Source organism: Microcoleus sp. Pol17C6 (assembly GCF_036701145.1).
Taxonomy (GTDB): Bacteria; Cyanobacteriota; Cyanobacteriia; order Cyanobacteriales; family Microcoleaceae; genus Microcoleus.
In genome coordinates this window covers 149,777-165,361 of sequence record NZ_JAUBQH010000006.1, presented here as the reverse complement: position 1 = coordinate 165,361, position 15,585 = coordinate 149,777, and the positions used below count along the sequence as shown (strand labels likewise).

The following is a 15,585-nucleotide window of genomic DNA, read 5'->3' as shown; positions in this document are numbered from 1 at the left end:
TAATCCGGCTATCTTGTATATTCCTAAAAATTGCGGTGTTTGAAAAGTTTAGGCTCAGTTTCTCCCTCGAAAGCGTACTGGCATTCGATCTGACGGATAAATTAACAGGTTTTGCTGTAATTCTTCGAGAGAAGAACGACCGTTGACTAACTCCCAATCGAAGTGGCGCACCAATAATGCTAACATCATCGTTCCTTCCAGCATTGATAGATGCTCTCCTAAGCAACGATGCGACCCTGAGCCAAAGTGTATCATTGGCAGTGAACTTGTTTCCTTATTCTTGTCTAGCCAACGTTCGGGCAGAAATTCCTCTGGGTTAGCATAAACTTCTGGATCTCTTCCGGCTGCAAGCATTGACCAGGACACTCTTGTCCCACGCGGAATCACTGTACCGTCAATTAAAGTATCCCGTTCAGTCTCCAATGGACTTGAGCCAGAGCCAACTGAATAAAGGCGCAGTGTTTCTTTGATAATGGCACGAATATAAGCCAATTCTTTGAGGTTTTTTAGGTTGAACCCACTTTCTTTTTGCCAAGCTTGGTCAACGATATCTCGTGCTTGTTGAAATACTCTTGGATTTAAGCTCAATTCCCCAACTGCAAAGGATAAAGTATGGGCTGTGGTGTCAGTCCCCGCGATTAATAGTTCAATCGATTCTGATATTAAGGTTTCGCGATCGTATTTTGGTTCTTTAGCCGCGATTTTGACTAACATTGATTCCCTAAACAAACTACTGACTTGTGGGAAATCAGTTTGATTTTGTTCTCTCATCTGTAAAGCTAAGTCAACGCGCGGAGTAAGGAATTCCGTTAAATATCGCCTTGCTGCCCAATAATCCCGTGAATTCTGAGTTGGCAAATATTTCATCCATCTTTTCTCCCCCGCAGCTTGTCGCAAGAAACGATAGCCTACAATAGACATCGCTTCGTACGCATTGCTAACTTCCAGGGGAGGACCTTCCTGACTGGTACTATTTCTATCTACAGGAATACCTAGTACAAAAGAGGAAATCACCCTCATTGTTAGTTCCACAAACACAGGATCTACCTCCACCTCTTTTGGGGGGGCAACTTGTTTCAGTGTCTCAATGACTTGTTCGCAAGCTTGGCTAATTATTTCCAGATATTTGGAAATATTGCTCGAACTAAATTCTGGATTCCAAGCCTGCCGTCGCCACTGCCACTCGGTTGCAGTTTCTCCGAGCATAATAGAACCGCTCATATCGTTCCATGCTTGACGTACTTGCTTGGCTCTAATTAAGCTACCATCTCTCATCCCATTGATAATGGTATCTTCAATTACTTTTGGTTTACTTAAAATCACAGATGGAGTCCTACCATTCCAGATGACGTACATCGGGCCTAACTGCTGGCTCCAATCAAAAAATAGCTGAAATAATTTCTTCTGTTTTACTGCTGCTAATACTTGTGGTAGATTTCCTAACACCCAATATTGGGGAGGCGACGGGAGTGATTGTAGCGATTTATACGTTTCCTTTCCTTTCCACCATCGCCAACTCAGTATAGACGCTATGCTAGTAACGCCTAATACCATTACTAAATATGACAAGAAGGAAGAAGAACCATTTATTTGAGAAGTAATGCTTTGAAACATAAATCTGCCCAAGTCCATAGTTTTTTATTACCCATATACTACCTTGAAATGGAGATTAAGTAAGTCAACGTAATTAAATATAAAACGTTCGACTTGGTAATTGCCAGATGTGGCTCTAGCCTTAACTCCTTTTCAAATACGCAACAAGCTCTGGACTTACGCACTTGTCATATTATAAACATCTGTAACTCACCAAAAAACTAAAGCCCTTTTCCGTTGTTGCGGGAAAAGAGCTTTAATTTATTATTAACCTGGCACTGAGCTATTTTACCGGGCAGTGACCCGCCGAGTATCTTCGCCATAGCAACGTTTAACAACCGAGTTCGGGATGGATCGGAGTGGTTCCATTACATCATAAGCACCAGGAAAGCTTTGATAACTTTTAATCCTGTGTCTGCGTTTTGTTTGATGCGCTGCATCTCTTTCGCTCGACTTAATTACTGTATCAAGTTTTCCCCAGGCTGTCAACCCCAAAGTCAAAAGTTTTTTTAAATCGCCCGCAACAGCCCCCAATAGCCGAGTTTGACGTATTATTTGCCAGTGTGACCGATCGACCTTTCATCCACAAATCCAAAAAAGCCACCTCGGTTCCCTGCTCTGTGGGAATCTTCCCGTCCTTCACAAACCATGCCACAACCTGCTTCACTGTTGATTGTTCGATCGCGCTTTCAGCTTCTGTCGCAATTTGCCTCTCATGCCACAAAGACGCCACCACCAAATTCGTAAAAAAGTTTTCCTTTCTAGCATCAAGTTCGATCGACCACAAATCTGCTGCTGGCCCAGAATATTGAGATTTCTACAAAGGGCCCAAGACTTGCTGTTGTGTAGATGCTTAATAACTCCCTAAAAAACTAAAGCCCTTTTCCGTTGTTGCGGGAAAAGAGCTTTAATTTATTATTAACCTGGCACTGAGCTATTTTACCGGGCAGTGACCCGCCGAGTATCTTCGCCATAGCAACGTTTAACAACCGAGTTCGGGATGGATCGGAGTGGTTCCATTACATCATAAGCACCAGGAAAGCTTTGATAACTTTTAATCCTGTGTCTGCGTTTTGTTTGATGCGCTGCATCTCTTTCGCTCGACTTAATTACCTTATCAAGTTTTCCCCTGTCTGTCAACCCCAAAGTCAAAACTTTTTTTTGAGCGCCCGAAACAGCCCCCAATAGCCGAGTTTGACGTATTATTTGCCAGTGTTGCCGATCGACCTTTAACTCACAAGTCCAAAAACGCCGCCGCGGTGCCCTGTTCTCTGCGAATCTTCCCGTCCTTCACAAACCACGCCACGACCTGTTTAACTGTTAATTGTTCGATCCCGAGCTCGGCTTCTGTCGCAATTTGCCTCAAAGGTCGCAAAGACGCCACCACCAAATTCGTAAAAAAGTTTTCAAAACTAGCATCAAGTTCGATCGACCCTTTAATACTCTCATCATTCTTAATCCAATCCATCACCTGCCCATTACTCACCTCAGCCACCGGCAAACCAGTCTCCCCAGCAATTTGCTTGAGCACCCTCAAAGCATAAATTGCCAGCCGCGCCGAAAACTTTTCCTTCGACGACAGCAGCGCCATATCAACTTCCGCGCACTCTTCCGGCTTTAAAAAATCAGCTAAGGGTTGCATAATTATTAGTTACTTGTTATTAGTTATTGGTTATTGGTTATTGGTTATTTATTACTACTGACAACTGCCCACTGCCCACTGACTACTTCTTTGCAATCAAATAACCGCAACGGTGTTCCCCATTAATAATCGAGTGAGTCCGCTCCACAATACAGTCCGGCAAAACCGCTGCAAACATTTCCAACTCATTGCCACACACACTCGGAAAAGTTTCAGCAACATTAGAAATCGCGCAGTTGTGTTCCATCAACACAAATCGCTCGCCCAAACCAGCGCGATCGCAGATCCCAACCTCTACAGATTCTACAGGATAACACTCAGCCATATAACCTTCAGCCCTGCGGAGTTCCACCAACTTAGTCACCCGTTCTTGCAGCGAACCCGCACCCACTAGCCGCCGGTAGTCCGTAGCCTTGCGCTGCCACTGTTTTCGCAGGATAGTAATCACTTGCTCGCGGCCGACGGTTTCCGCCAAAGTATCCAAGAAAGAGACTGCAAAATCGCCGTAACGATTCGGGAATCGATCGCGCCCCAGACTGGTAAGCTCATAAATGTGCTGCGGCCGCCCCATCCCAGCCTGAACCGACCGATACTGAATCAGCCCGTCCGCTTCCAAATCCTTCAAATGACGGCGAATCGCCTGCGGGCTGATATCCAAAGACTCCGCCAACTCAAGAGCCGTCCCCTGCCCCTCCTTGAGCAAATATTCCAGGATGTCTTGTTTCGTGGAAGTCTGCTGAGTAGTCTCCATCATCTTCACAAAAAATTATTAATTTGACTTTGACAATATCACTGTTGTTAATGTAGCTTAAAATATACTAAAGCAACAAATCAGTTGTTTTACTTACCAGAGCAGCCCCCAGAACTGGCCGGGCCCCCGACAGTTCAGCGTCTGCCATCTTTGAGAGACTTATCCAGAACACTCGAAAGCGCAAAATTAATGAGCTCTACAGTCACAACCCTAGTCAACCAGCCCTACAAGTACGGTTTTGTCACCGACATCGAGTCAGACACCATCCCCCGCGGCTTGAGCGAAGATGTAGTCCGCCTGATTTCCGCCAAGAAAAACGAACCGGAATTCATGCTGCAATTCCGCCTCAAAGCATACCGGCAGTGGTTGAAAATGACCGAGCCCACCTGGCCCCACGTCAACTATCCCGCGATCGACTACCAACAAATTATCTACTATTCCGCGCCCAAACAAAAGCCCAAAAAGCTCAACAGTTTGGATGAAGTAGACCCGACACTCCTAGAAACCTTCGAGAAACTCGGCATTCCCCTCTCCGAACAAAAACGGCTCGGAAATGTCGCCGTTGACGCCGTTTTTGACAGCGTTTCAATTGCCACAACCTTTAGAGAAAAACTAGCCAAAGACGGCGTTATATTCTGTTCCATCTCAGAAGCCGTCAAAGATTATCCTGAACTAATAGAAAAATATCTCGGCAGCGTTGTACCAGTCGGCGACAACTTTTTCGCAGCCCTCAACTCCGCCGTATTCAGCGACGGTTCCTTCGTTTACATTCCCAAAGGCGTCAAATGCCCGATGGAATTGTCAACCTATTTCCGCATCAACAACGGAGATTCCGGGCAGTTCGAGCGCACCCTAATTGTTGCAGAAGAAAACAGTTCTGTGTCTTACCTAGAAGGCTGCACCGCGCCGATGTTTGACACCAATCAACTGCACGCCGCCGTCGTGGAACTGGTAACAATGGACAATGCCGACATCAAATACTCCACAGTGCAAAACTGGTACGCTGGCGACGCCAACGGCAAAGGCGGCATTTACAACTTCGTGACGAAACGGGGTTTGTGTCAGGGAGTTAATTCTAAGATTTCTTGGACACAAGTAGAAACCGGTTCCGCAATTACTTGGAAATACCCCAGTTGCGTGTTAGTCGGCGACAACTCGGTAGGCGAATTCTACTCGGTAGCGCTGACAAATAACAAGCAGCAAGCTGACACCGGCACCAAAATGATCCACGTTGGTAAAAACACTCGCAGCACGATTATTTCTAAGGGAATTTCAGCGGGAAATTCATCCAACAGCTATCGCGGCTTGGTAAAAATGGGGCCTAATGCTAAAGGCTCTCGCAATTACTCTCAGTGCGATTCCATGTTGATTGGGGATAACGCTCAAGCGAATACTTTCCCTTATATTCAAGTGCAGAACCACACTGCTAAAGTGGAACACGAAGCTTCTACTTCTAAGATTGGGGAAGAGCAATTGTTCTTCTTCGCACAGCGGGGAATTTCCGCAGAAAATGCTATTTCGATGATGATTAGCGGTTTCTGTAAAGATGTTTTCAATCAGTTACCGATGGAATTTGCGGCGGAAGCTGATAAGCTGTTGAGTCTGAAGCTGGAAGGAAGTGTCGGATAATTTTCGCGGCCAAGAAACCCTTCCAGGCCGAGTCCATCGGTGACAACTTAAGCTCCCCGTCCGCCAGGGAATGAATTTCTTGGCTAATAGCTAAACTCCTCTAAACAGGACTAATGAGTTTAAAAATTTTCTTCTCAGTCCTCTTCAGAGGACTTTAGCTTTGAGACAGGGAATTCATTCCCTGGCGGACTATCGGTTTCACGTTGATTTGTCACCACTGGGTACAGCCTAGCAACGAGAAGAAAAAACTGTAAAGTGCATTGAGGAAAAGGACAAAAATAGATGATTGTAGAAAATAGTCAAGTGGTGCTATCCGTCCGCGATTTAACTGCGAATGTGGAAGATACCCAAATCCTGAAGGGTTTGAATCTGGAAATTAAATCGGGTGAAATTCACGCGATTATGGGTCCGAACGGTTCGGGAAAAAGCACTTTATCCAAGATATTAGCTGGCCATCCTGCTTATACGGTAACGGGCGGAGAAGTTACTTTTCTAGGTCAAAATTTGCTGGAACTAGCGCCGGAAGAACGTTCTCTGGCTGGCGTATTTCTGGCTTTTCAATATCCTTTAGAAATTCCCGGCGTTAGCAATCTGGATTTCTTGCGCGTGGCATACAATTCTCACCGCAAACATCGCGGCTTGGAAGAATTGGATGCTTTTGATTTCCAAGATTTAATCGAGGACAAGCTGGATATTGTCAAGATGAATGATTCTTTTTTAGGCCGCAGCGTAAATGAGGGTTTTTCCGGCGGCGAGAAAAAGCGGAATGAAATTTTGCAAATGGCGTTGTTGGAACCGAAATTAGCTATTTTAGATGAGACTGATTCGGGTTTGGATATCGATGCTCTCAAGATTGTCGCCGGCGGTGTGAATCAGTTGTCAACTGCTGAAAATTCGATGTTGGTGATTACTCACTATCAGCGGTTGCTGAATTACATTATTCCTGATTTTATTCACGTCATGGAAGCGGGCCGAATTATCTTGACTGGCCCGAAAGAGTTGGCGCTGGAATTGGAAGAACGCGGTTATGACTGGGTTGTGGAAGAGGAAGCAGCAGGAGTAGGCGCGCGATGATGAATACGCAAGTTGCTAGTAGGGAAATGTTTTTGACTGATTTGGTGAATCAGTGCGAAAAGTTAGGCGCTGCTCATCTCAAAAGTTCTGTTTACGGGTTGGATGATTTGCGCGATATTGCAAGTCAATATGTGCTTTCTTCTCATTTTCCGACAGTGAAGGATGAAGAATGGCGTTTTACAGATTTGTCGCCGCTGTTGCAAATCCCCTTGCATTTGCCGACCAGCAATCAGTCAGAAATTAAGCTGTCTGATATTACGATGCCTGTGAAAGACAAGGCAGATTTACCATTAAGATTGGTCTTTGTCAATGGTTTTTATGCGCCGCATTTATCAACGCTGAATTTGCCGAATTTGCCAATCGACTTTTACGCAGGTAATCTATCCAATGTACCCGAAAAATATCAAGGGCGCATCAGCGATGTTTTGAGCAAGCACAGACAGCAAACCGAGGTGTTTACGGCGCTGAATACTGCTGGTTTGGCGGATTCTGCGGTGGTGTTCGTGCCGGCCAATATGTCGATCGACCTTCCGATTCACTTGCTGTTCCTGACAGCGCCCGGTGCATTTCCCACGATGTCCCAGCCGCATTGCTTGGTTATAGCTGAGCCTGGAAGCAGCATCACGCTGGTTGAGGATTACGCAACTATCGGTAATGTCGCTGCATTTACGAATGCTGTAACCGATGTTGTTGTCGGCGAAAACGCTACTGTGAATCATGTTCGGCTGCAGCGGGAAGGTGGAGAGGTTGTTCATATCGGCAAAAGTGCGATCGAGCAATCTCGTAATAGCCGTTACACTTGCCATGCTATCAGCTTGGGAGGCAAAATATCGCGGCACAATTTAGAAGTTTTTCAGCGCGGCGAAGCCACTGAAACAACTTTAAACGGCTTAAGCGTAGCCTTTGGCGAACAGTTGACTGACACTCACAGTTTAATCGATTTCAATCACCCACACGGTACAAGTCGCCAATTGCACAAGTGCATTGTCGGTAACAAAGCTCGCGCTGTATTTAACGGCAAAGTTTTCGTTCGCAAAGCCGCACAATTGACAGATGCCGGACAATTGAGCCGGAATTTGTTGCTGTCGCCCAGAGCGCGTGTAGATACCAAACCGCAGTTGGAAATTGTCGCCGACAACGTTAAATGTTCCCACGGTGCAACTGTAAGTCAATTAGAAGATGATGAACTTTTCTACTTGCAAAGTCGCGGTTTGGATTTAGAAAGAAGTCGCTATTTGCTGATTGATGCTTTTGCGGCGGAAATGCTCAATCAATTACCGATTCTGGGCGTGGCGAAAATGCTTTCTACCTGTGTGGCTATCCAAGGATAAAAGAATCACCCAGAGGCTAGAAGCCTGTTCCACAAACATTAAATGTTCTTGTGGCGTGGGCTTCTAGCCCGCCCAGAACCACCAACAACCGCGCCCAAATCATTATTAACTTCTGAAATTTATGACACTTATTCAAGAAAAAACACTTGCATCAAAAGTTCGCGGCGACTTCCCAATTTTGAATGAAAAAGTCAACGGTAAACCGCTAGTTTATTTAGACAATGCAGCTACTTCTCAAAAACCTCTAGCTGTCATCAATGCTTGGCGCGACTACTACGAGAAATACAATTCTAACGTCCACCGGGGAGCTCACACTCTCAGCGCCAAAGCGACTGATGCTTACGAAGCTGCTAGAGACAAAGTTGCGGCTTTTGTGAATGCGGCGTCGCGGCAAGAAATTGTCTATACTCGCAACGCCACCGAAGCGATTAATTTGGTTGCTTATTCTTGGGGTTTGACCAATCTCAAACCTGGAGATGAAATTATTCTGTCGGTGATGGAACACCACAGCAATTTCGTTCCATGGCAAATGATTGCTCAAAGAACTGGTGCGGTACTGAAGTTTGTCGAGTTAACGGAAACTAACGAGTTTGATTTGGAACAGTTTAAAACGCTGATTTCCCATAAAACTAAATTGGTGTCAACGGTTCACGTTTCTAATACTTTAGGCTGCATCAGTCCAGTTAAAGAAATCTGCAAAATTGCCCACACTTACGGTGCAAGAGTTTTAATTGATGCTTGCCAAAGCGTGCCGCACATGATAGTAGACGTGCAAGCAATAGATTGCGATTGGCTGGTTGCTTCCGGTCACAAAATGTGCGCTCCGACGGGCATCGGTTTTCTGTACGGTAAACTGGACTTGCTGAGAGAAATGCCTCCGTTTTTCGGTGGCGGCGAGATGATTGCTGACGTGTTTCTCGATTATTCCACTTATGCCGATTTGCCGCACAAATTTGAGGCCGGCACGCCTGCAATCGGAGAAGCGATCGCCCTTGGTGCAGCAATCGATTATCTTAGTAACATTGGCATGGATAAGATTCACGCTTGCGAAGCTGAATTGACTGCTTATATGTTCCAACAATTGCGGCAAATTCCCGAAATCAAAATTTACGGACCACCACCAGACAGCAACGGCGAAGGTAGGGCAGCTTTGGCGGCATTTACTGCGGGAGAAATTCACCCTCAAGACTTGTCTACCATGTTAGACCAGGAGGGAGTCGCGATTCGTTCCGGGCATCACTGCACGCAAGCTTTGCACCGCTATTTGAATGTTTCATCTACTGCCAGAGCAAGTTTGTATTTTTACAATACTCGCGAGGAGATTGATGTGTTTGTCAAAGCGTTGAAAGAGACGATCGACTTTTTTGGTGGGATTATGGGATAATTTGGCGAGGTGGGCATTTGCCCACCTTGTTAGAACATCGTTTGCCTTGGCCGAGCGGAATATCTCGTGAAAATAGTTGAGTATTATAGTTTAATAATACAACTACTAAAAAACATGAATCAATATCCTATTATCCTCTTGCCCGACCCTGTTATTCAAGCTCTGGATGCAGTTCCATTTACATGGAAATTTAGTGAGCCAAAACCTTTACCTCCTAGTTATAAGCCCCAACCAATTGATGTATTTTTGTTTTTTTATAAATCTCTCCCATTAATTATTCCTTTTGCAACTATTTCTCTGATTGCCAGTAGGAATATTATCATCACTGTCTATATTTCTCTAGGGGGGATTTTTGTTACTGCCTTGAACTTCTGGCAACAACAAATGTCTTACTTACGAACACTTAATCAATACAAGCAACAAATGCGCGATTATAAAGATTTGTTAGGAGAATGGCAAAAGCGTGAGATTCAGCATAAACGGCAGATAGCAGAATCCCAAAAACCTGAAAAAATAAAACAGTATCGCTATCAGATAATTAAAGATATTATCATAAAAACCGTCCCTCCTGAAGGGAGAATTGTCAGTACAAAGTCTCAGTGGCTTGAAAGTAAATTTTATAAGAACTTACAGCAATTATTCCCAGATAAAATTAATAACAATTTAATCATCCAAAAATCCCATTCCTATCAACCTTACTGTATTGAAATTTCTTATTTTGATAAGTTAACCAATTTACGTATTGATATAACAATTGATAAACCTTATCACTATGAAAGCGGTGAGCCTAAAAATTACGAAGTGCTTGTCCAAGAAAATGAGCGCCATCAACTTTTTTTAGAAAAAGGATGGATAGTCATTAGATTTGCTGAGGAGCAAGTAGTCTGTTGGCCACAAAGCTGTTGTCGGCTAATAGCCGAAGTAATCAATCAAATAATAGGTACACCAATTCCCGAGGAATTGACAACTATAGAAACTTTACGACCTATCGCGCAATGGAATGAATTGGAAGCACGACAAATGGCACAGGAGCGCTATAGAGATAATTATTTAATTTAGCGCTCGCCCTTTTTTTGACCGCAGATGAAGGCAGATGAACACGGATGAACCCGGATGAAGAAGAGAGCGAGCCACCCCAAATATAATCAGGTGATAATGTTTGTGTTAAACCTATCAGCAGAAAATTGGGTTGGCAACCAGGATGAAGGTGATTTAATAGAAAGTCCTAATTGGAGCCCAATAGAACAAGGTATCCGCGAGTTAAATGTGACAACTAAAAATTTAGTTACCTTGGGTGCAGATGACGAGTGTTATATGAGCATTGGCGGAGGTGAATCCGGCAAATATATTGTTAACGTAACTTTTGATAACGTTAGGTTCCCTAATTTAGTATATCCATCCAAACTCGATGCAATAGAAAAGCTAGTTGTCGGCGGACAAGAAGGTAATTATTCCGCCAGAATGTGTGTAAATTTAGAGACGCCTCTGTTGCCAGATAAAACATTTACAGCATCAGGAAAACTCGATATTTCACTGTCTTGGGAAGAAGAGAAAGCATTAGTAATGCTGTAATAAAATAATATTTCGCTGTCTTGGGAAGAAGAGAAAGCATTAGTAATGCTGTAATAAAACAATATTTACCACAATCTAAGTGAAGTGCGATCGCCCTTTATTCATTAGATGTATTGTGCGACAGGCGTCCCACCTGTCATTCATCAGTGAGAAGAAAGTGAAGGATGCGATATCAGCAATTACGTACAGACTCTATATCTAGGGTGAACACTTACGACAGTAACCCTACATATAGTGTAAAAGTTAAATTATTTAGTAAGTCCTGAATCTATTTTTTGTTGTAGTATATTTAGTTAGATATTGTGTAACTTACAGAGGTTAACAATGAAACCTTCAGAACCGGAATCAGTACAATCTAGCTTCTTTGATGAAACCTACCGCCAAAATTCAGATCCTTGGCGATACACGTCTAGCTTTTATGAAACCAGTAAATTCAGAACAACGATCAGATGCTTGCCCAAAGTCCGATTCAAAAATGCTTTTGAAATCGGATGTGCTATCGGCGTCCTCACCCAGAAACTTGCCAAAAAATGTGACAGATTGCTTTCAGTAGATTATTCTGAAGTAGGATTACAAGAAGCGCGCAAACGCTGCCACGATCTTCCACAGGTTCGCTTTCAGCAGATGCAAATACCCCAACAGTTTCCAACTGAGAATTTCGATTTCATTTTATTCTCAGAAGTGGGTTATTATTTGAGCAAAAATGACCTCCAGGCAACCAAGGAAAAAATCATTAACCAATTACTTCCTGGCGGTTATCTTTTGATGGTTCACTTTCGGTATCCAGTGGAAAGTTTTATCTTGAATGGCGAGATTGTTCACGATACCTTCCTCCACGATTCTGCACAGTTTTTGAAGCATCTTGGTGACCCCCGCAAACGTTTTTTGATGCTAGATTTAGCGCGCCATCACAAACGCTATCGGATGGATTTGTTTCAGCGGTTGTAAATGATACCAGCCGATAATTTTCCCGAGAGTGCATCTACAATTAGTTCGGGATCACCCTTTATTTCTTTGCCTTTATCTGTCAATAATATCAAGCCCGCGTCAATAATTATAATTAATTAAGTTTGTACTGAGGACGAATGGGATCAAAAGTCTGCGCCGATAGATATCTCACACTATTATTGTGAGTGATTGACCAGACTTGATATAAATCAAAGAGCGCTCGCCTTGTTAATTACGAACATCACAAAAGAGCGATCGCCCTCAATGACGCCATTCACTCCTCCATTAATACTCCCTAATTTCAGGATGTATAAATTGATAACCAGCCGCCTTAATTTTTTGATTCGACACCCTCGCATTATAAGGCCGCACGCTGGTAACAGATTTATCCCAAGAAGCTGGCGGCAAATTGTGAGTTTCAAAAATACGATCGAGCAATTCACCACTCGATAGCGACACATCCCCGACTAAATTGTAAATTCCCTGCAATCGATTTTCCAAAGCAAACGTTAACCCCCCAACAATATCATCCCGATGCACCCAATTAGTAGCATCTTCCCCCCTACCTGGACGAGTGCTCCCAGCCCAACCTCCAAAGATTTTAACTAATTCTCGCCCTGGCCCATAAATTCCTCCCAAACGGAGAATGCAGACTTGAAGATGGGGACTAGATGCTGCTAATAAAACCCGTTCTGTTTCTGCGAGAATTTCACCGTTTGGATTAGCCGGCGCGACAGGTGAATCTTCATCTACTAATTCACCTTGGCGATCGCCATACACAGAATAAGTACCCGTATAAATAACCTGCTTTACTGTCGGTATGTGCTGTAAAACCGATACTAAAGTTGTCGCAGTCTCTAAATAACTCTCCCGATAAGCCTGAGAATTTGGAGCACCTACGCACAGCATAACAGCATCTTGTTCTTGCAATACAGCCGTCATTGCCTCTTTGTCATTTCCTTTGAGCACGGCTACCCGCTGGGCGATACCCTCCAACTCAACTACTCGCGTCGCCGTCGTAGTTGTCGCCGTCACGGTACAATCAGATTTGCCGCGTAAATGTTTGGCTGTCGCAGTACCCACATAGCCACAGCCGACGATCGCAACTTTCATAAAAAATTCTCCATTGTGTCATCTTCTCTCAAATTATTGCCTGTTTCTGAAATTATGGCGCGCTGAGTTCTGTGGTAAAATGCAAAGCATCGTTATCAAGCGGAGTAGCAGCGTGTCCGAGAGAGATATTTTTGCCACATCCTCAGAAAGCGAACTTTTAGCTTTTTATGGTTCTTTGTTTGCGATCGCAGCCGCCGATGGTTCCGTTGATATTGACGAACTAGATTTGTTGTTTAAAACCATAAATTTAGACAAATTTTCTGACTCTGCAAAGGCTCAAATCCAATCCTACACAGCCCGTCCCCCATCACTCAGCGACTGTTTGCAAACACTCAGCAAGTCAGAAGAAGCGCTGCGTTTGGGAGTCATGTATTTTTTAATTAACATTGCTGGGGCAAATAAGACGCTGCATCCCGGAGAAAGTGAGGCGATCCAATCCGCCAAAAAACTCCTGACCGTTTCCGACTTGCAAATCCAAGCCATGCAGGAATTCATCGCAGACATGAAACAAATACGGGAGGCCACCCCCAATAAAAATCAGGCATCAGCCTCCTTCAATTCTGCTGTTTCCCAGCTTAAAACTAAGGGCATCCCTCTCGATTTAATCGACCGGAAAGGAACCACAACAAACCTCAGCAACCCCAAAATCAACTATTCAGATGAAAGTTTTTGGATTAAACTTAAAAACTTTGCTTTAACCGCAGGAAGAGAAGTAGTTGAAAAAGCTTTGATTCTCTACTATACGGCTCAGAACCCAAATGTGCCTGCTTGGGCAAAAGGAGTTGTACTTGGAGCTTTGACCTATTTTATATCTCCTGTTGATGCCATTCCCGATATATTAGTCGGCATCGGATTTACCGACGATTTGGGAGTATTGCTGGCGGCAATAGCTACTGTGTCAGTATACATTAATGCTGATACTAAAGAACAAGCCAAACAAAAAATGAAAGATTGGTTTGGCTAATAATATTATGTCCGGTGGAGCGTTTTGTTTCCGTCGGCATCCGCATAATATAATCGGAATAATATAGGAGTTGTCAATCGGATAAAAGACAGGACACGACACTGCCGTGTCCCTACCCAATATCTGTAATTCACTCAACTGAAAACTTGATTATTGTGGATTCTCAGTCTTTAATCGGCTTACCATCTCGATTGACAATACGGCTTTCACCATCCTTAGCCGTGACATTTTCATAAACCCCTTCATCCCGCTTCACGTACTTGCTGAAACCCGAATTTTTATAATCGGTGTCGGATGTCGGCTTCATCAACCTCGGAGCGCTCAGCAGCCGGCGTACCGGAGCATCTGCGGGAGTCTCCCCTGGTTCGCACTTAGCCAACTCACACAGTTGACCCCAAGTGGAAACTTCCAGGTTCATGCTGTGCCAAACTTCTAACTGCTGGTTGTTTTCGGGACACAAATAATCGTATACAGGCATACTAAGAATCTCGTTTGCAACTACTAAAATTACTAATTGCACGGTTATTGAGAATATTATAGCTCAACATTACTAATAATTCAACCCTAAAAATCAAACTTTACTATTTTTAACGGTTGTTGAAACCTTAAATCAGCTATATTATTAACCCTGTGTGCTTGCTCCCGGATGCGATCGAGACAAAGCTCAAAAGTACCCTGAAATCCTCTGACTCGATCCAACGATCGCACGATCGACGCCTAGCAAATGCCCGCAAGACTTCCGTGGATGCCGTCAAAGGATTGATCATCATTTTCAGACTGTACGCAAATCACAGATTCTAAGTTTCAATTTTATTTATTTACTCACCAGCGAGGATTTACCGATGAGCGATTTCAAAGTTACGCCAGAAGTAGAGCTGAACACAGCTCAAATGTTAGAGCGATACGAACTGCAAGATGAGACAAATCTGCGGCGTTGGGCAAAACTGCACGGCATCAACAGCACTCGCGGTTTCTTCTATCCGAGTGAAGTAGATTTGATGGATCACGCTCACCACCATCTTTACAATTTGGGAATGAGCATTGCTGACTACCAAAGTCTTTTAGATCGGCGCCGCAGCCATTCCCAGACATCAGGCGACCAAAATAAAACAGTAGCAAGTCAAGTTGCTGACGAAGCATACGATGCCATAGAAACCCTGACAGATCAGTATGCTGAAGCTATTGATTTAATGGGAGAACGTATAGCAGACCATTTCATAGATGAACTCGATTTATCTGTGATGCGACACCTTTCTCAAAAAGTCAAAGACCGCCGCACTCTCAACGGTCAAACTAAAAAGCCTAACCGTTTTCTCCAAGTGATTAAAGCCGTGTTGCAACCGAGCAGCGAAAATACGCTTTTGATTCCCAAAAAAGAGAATGACTCTAGTTTAGAATTAGAACAGCATCATCGGCTCGGCTAGTCGCCGATTTTTTTGAAAGACTAAGAGACTTTTTGTTCAATTTACTGGTCAAATTTACTGAAAAGCCGACCCTAACCCTCCCCTTGTCAAGGGGAGGGAGCAAAAGTCATATTTTTTATATTATGAAGCGGAATTGAAGACAATACATTGAGGTTTCCCA

At 43.9% G+C, this 15,585-nt stretch carries 15 protein-coding genes and 2 rRNA genes; 9 read left to right on the top strand and 8 right to left on the bottom strand.

Translation table 11 applies throughout. From position 1 onward, the window contains the following. Positions 1-54: 54 nt before the first annotated feature. The 6 genes from QUA25_RS05430 to sufR form a co-directional block, all read right to left on the bottom strand. A complete protein-coding gene (locus QUA25_RS05430; protein ID WP_333036172.1) occupies positions 55-1,632 on the bottom strand; it encodes a cytochrome P450 in 1,578 nt (525 codons plus the stop codon). 231 nt (positions 1,633-1,863) lie between these two features. Then, a 5S ribosomal RNA gene (rrf, locus tag QUA25_RS05425) occupies positions 1,864-1,980 on the bottom strand. Positions 1,981-2,059: 79 nt separating this feature from the next. Then, positions 2,060-2,380 (bottom strand): hypothetical protein, encoded by a 321-nt coding sequence (locus tag QUA25_RS05420; RefSeq protein WP_333036171.1) that lies wholly within the window; start codon positions 2,378-2,380, stop codon positions 2,060-2,062. 134 nt (positions 2,381-2,514) lie between these two features. Continuing rightward, positions 2,515-2,631, bottom strand: a 5S ribosomal RNA gene (gene rrf / locus QUA25_RS05415). 196 nt (positions 2,632-2,827) lie between these two features. Beyond that, a complete protein-coding gene (locus QUA25_RS05410; RefSeq protein WP_333036170.1) occupies positions 2,828-3,235 on the bottom strand; it encodes a hypothetical protein in 408 nt (135 codons plus the stop codon). Positions 3,236-3,317: 82 nt separating this feature from the next. Continuing rightward, complete coding sequence (gene sufR, locus QUA25_RS05405) at positions 3,318-3,989, bottom strand: iron-sulfur cluster biosynthesis transcriptional regulator SufR (RefSeq protein WP_333036168.1); 672 nt, start codon at positions 3,987-3,989, stop codon at positions 3,318-3,320. 186 nt (positions 3,990-4,175) lie between these two features. Here sufR and sufB point away from each other — a divergent pair, with 186 nt between their 5' ends. The 7 genes from sufB to QUA25_RS05370 all read left to right on the top strand — a co-directional run bounded on the left by sufB (position 4,176) and on the right by QUA25_RS05370 (position 11,924). Further along, positions 4,176-5,615, top strand: a complete 1,440-nt coding sequence (sufB, locus tag QUA25_RS05400; RefSeq protein WP_333036166.1) for a Fe-S cluster assembly protein SufB — start codon at positions 4,176-4,178, stop codon at positions 5,613-5,615. Positions 5,616-5,897: 282 nt separating this feature from the next. Beyond that, positions 5,898-6,689 (top strand): Fe-S cluster assembly ATPase SufC, encoded by a 792-nt coding sequence (sufC, locus tag QUA25_RS05395; RefSeq protein WP_333036165.1) that lies wholly within the window; start codon positions 5,898-5,900, stop codon positions 6,687-6,689. Then, entirely contained in the window at positions 6,686-8,020 is a 1,335-nt protein-coding gene (gene sufD, locus QUA25_RS05390) for a Fe-S cluster assembly protein SufD (protein ID WP_333036164.1), read from the top strand. The genes sufC and sufD overlap by 4 nt, the downstream gene beginning before the upstream one ends. A gap of 121 nt (positions 8,021-8,141) precedes the next feature. Then, a complete protein-coding gene (locus QUA25_RS05385; protein WP_333036162.1) occupies positions 8,142-9,404 on the top strand; it encodes a SufS family cysteine desulfurase in 1,263 nt (420 codons plus the stop codon). A 114-nt stretch (positions 9,405-9,518) separates the two neighbouring features. Continuing rightward, positions 9,519-10,463, top strand: a complete 945-nt coding sequence (locus tag QUA25_RS05380; RefSeq protein ID WP_333036160.1) for a hypothetical protein — start codon at positions 9,519-9,521, stop codon at positions 10,461-10,463. A 96-nt stretch (positions 10,464-10,559) separates the two neighbouring features. Further along, entirely contained in the window at positions 10,560-10,976 is a 417-nt protein-coding gene (locus QUA25_RS05375) for a hypothetical protein (protein WP_333036159.1), read from the top strand. A 324-nt stretch (positions 10,977-11,300) separates the two neighbouring features. Then, complete coding sequence (locus tag QUA25_RS05370) at positions 11,301-11,924, top strand: SAM-dependent methyltransferase (RefSeq protein WP_333036157.1); 624 nt, start codon at positions 11,301-11,303, stop codon at positions 11,922-11,924. Between the two features lie 285 nt (positions 11,925-12,209). On the opposite strand, the gene QUA25_RS05365 is transcribed toward QUA25_RS05370, so the two are convergent. Continuing rightward, the gene (locus QUA25_RS05365; protein ID WP_333036155.1) at positions 12,210-13,037 is read right to left on the bottom strand and encodes an NAD-dependent epimerase/dehydratase family protein; all 828 of its coding nucleotides are present in this window, start codon (positions 13,035-13,037) and stop codon (positions 12,210-12,212) included. A 79-nt stretch (positions 13,038-13,116) separates the two neighbouring features. On the opposite strand from QUA25_RS05365, the gene QUA25_RS05360 reads away from it, so the two are divergent. Continuing rightward, the gene (locus QUA25_RS05360) at positions 13,117-14,001 is read left to right on the top strand and encodes a DUF1232 domain-containing protein (protein ID WP_333036153.1); all 885 of its coding nucleotides are present in this window, start codon (positions 13,117-13,119) and stop codon (positions 13,999-14,001) included. A 163-nt stretch (positions 14,002-14,164) separates the two neighbouring features. Here the strand turns inward: QUA25_RS05360 and QUA25_RS05355 are convergent, their stop codons facing one another. Next, entirely contained in the window at positions 14,165-14,479 is a 315-nt protein-coding gene (locus QUA25_RS05355) for a zinc ribbon domain-containing protein (RefSeq protein WP_333036151.1), read from the bottom strand. A gap of 364 nt (positions 14,480-14,843) precedes the next feature. Here QUA25_RS05355 and QUA25_RS05350 point away from each other — a divergent pair, with 364 nt between their 5' ends. Next, positions 14,844-15,425, top strand: coding sequence for a hypothetical protein (locus QUA25_RS05350; protein ID WP_333036150.1), 582 nt, complete (start codon positions 14,844-14,846; stop codon positions 15,423-15,425). The last annotated feature ends 160 nt before the right edge of the window (positions 15,426-15,585 follow it).